The organism is Staphylococcus sp. HMSC036D05 (assembly GCF_001836225.1).
GTDB lineage: Bacteria > Bacillota > Bacilli > Staphylococcales > Staphylococcaceae > Staphylococcus > Staphylococcus caprae.
In genome coordinates, this window is record NZ_KV827790.1 from 1116 (window position 1) to 3189 (window position 2074).

At 40.6% G+C, this 2074-nt stretch carries 1 protein-coding gene; it reads left to right on the forward strand.

Annotated features, from left to right (window positions below; genetic code table 11):
• The coding region (locus HMPREF2580_RS11710) for a putative Ig domain-containing protein (RefSeq protein WP_176747488.1) at window positions 1-2074 on the forward strand (2074 nt) is incomplete at both ends.

Below are 2074 nucleotides of genomic sequence, written 5' to 3' on the forward strand. Positions count from 1 at the left end.
ATTCACAATCGAAGTTGTAGATAAAACAGCACCGACGGTTACTTCTATTGCGAATCAAACAAAAGAAGTGAATACGCCGATTGATTCAATAACAGTTGAAGCAACAGATAATAGTGGCCAACCTGTAACCAACAAAGTAAGTGGTCTACCGTCTGGAGTAAGTTTCGATGGTGAGACAAATACAATCAGTGGTACGCCAACAAAAGTAGGCAGTTATCCAATTACGGTAACGACAACGGATGAATCAGGAAATGAAACGACAACGAGCTTCACGATTAAAGTTGTGGATACAACAAAACCGACGGTGACAGCTATCAAAGAGCAAACTAAAGAAGTAAATACATCAATTGATTCAATCAAAATCGAAGCAACAGACAACAGTGGCCAAGCCGTGACCAACAAAGTAAGTGGTCTACCGGAAGGTGTAAGCTTTGATAGTGAGACGAACACAATTAGTGGAACACCAACGAAAGTTGGAAGTTATCCAATTGTAGTGACGACAACGGATGCATCAGGAAATAAGACGGAAACGAAATTCACAATAGAAGTGGTAGATAAAACAGCACCGGTAGTGACATCAATTAAAGATCAAACCCAAGAAGTCAATACAGCTATCGATTCAATCAAGGTTGAAGCGACAGACAATAGTGGTCAGGCAGTGACGAACAAAGTAAGTGGTCTACCGGAAGGTGTAAGCTTTGATAGTGAGACAAATACGATTAGTGGAACGCCAACAAAAGTAGGAAGTTACCCAATTACGGTGATAAGCACGGATGCGGAAGGTAATAAGACGGAAACTACATTTACCATCGAAGTTGTAGATGAGACAGCGCCAACGGTGACAGCTATCAAAGACCAAACCAAAGAGGTCAACACAGCTATTGATTCAATAACAATCGAAGCAACAGATAATAGTGGCCAAGCTGTGACAAATAAAGTAAGCGGTCTACCGGAAGGCGTAAGTTTTGATAGTGAGACAAACACAATTAGCGGAATACCAACGAAGGTAGGAAGTTATCCAATTACCGTGACTACGACAGACGCATCAGGAAATAAAACAGAAACGAAATTTACAATCGAAGTAGTAGATAAAACAGCCCCAACGGTTTCGTCTATCGAAAATCAAACCATAGAGGTCAATACATCAATTGACTTAATTAAGATTGAAGCAACAGATAACAGTGGTCAGGTTGTAACCAACAAAGTAAGTGGTTTACCAGAAGGTGTCAAATTTGATAGTGAGACAAATACGATTAGTGGTACTCCGACAAAAGTAGGTAGCTATCCAATTGTGGTAACAACAACAGACGCATCAGGTAATAAAACGGAAACGAAATTTACAATCGAAGTTGTGGATGAGACAGCGCCAACGGTGACAGCTATCAATAATCAAAGCAGAGAAGTAAATATACCAATCGATAAGATAACGATTGAAGCGACAGACAATAGTGGTCAGTCAGTGACGAACAAAGTAAGTGGCTTACCGACTGGCGTCACATTTGATAGTGAGACAAATACAATCAGTGGCACGCCAACGAAAGTAGGCAGCTATCCAATTACGGTAACGACAACGGACTCATCAGGAAATGAAACGAAAACAAGCTTCATAATCGAAGTCGTGGACACAACATCACCAGTGGTAACTTCTATTGCGGATCAAACCAAAGAAGTGAATACGTCGATTGATTCAATCAAAATCGAAGCAACAGATAACAGCGGTGAAGCCGTAACAAACAAAGTAAGCGGCTTACCGGACGGCGTAAGTTTCGATAGTGAGACAAACACAATTAGTGGCACACCAACGAAGGTTGGAAGTTATCCAATTGTGGTAACAACAACAGATGCGGAAGGTAACGAAACAACAACAAGCTTCACAATCGAAGTTGTTGATACAACAAAACCGACGGTGACATCAATTAAAGATCAAACCAAAGAAGTAAATACATCAATTGACTCAATCAAAATCGAAGCAACAGACAATAGTGGTCAGGTTGTAACCAACAAAGTAAGTGGTCTACCTGACGGAGTAAGTTTCAATAGTGAGACAAACACAATTAGTGGCACTCCAACGAAA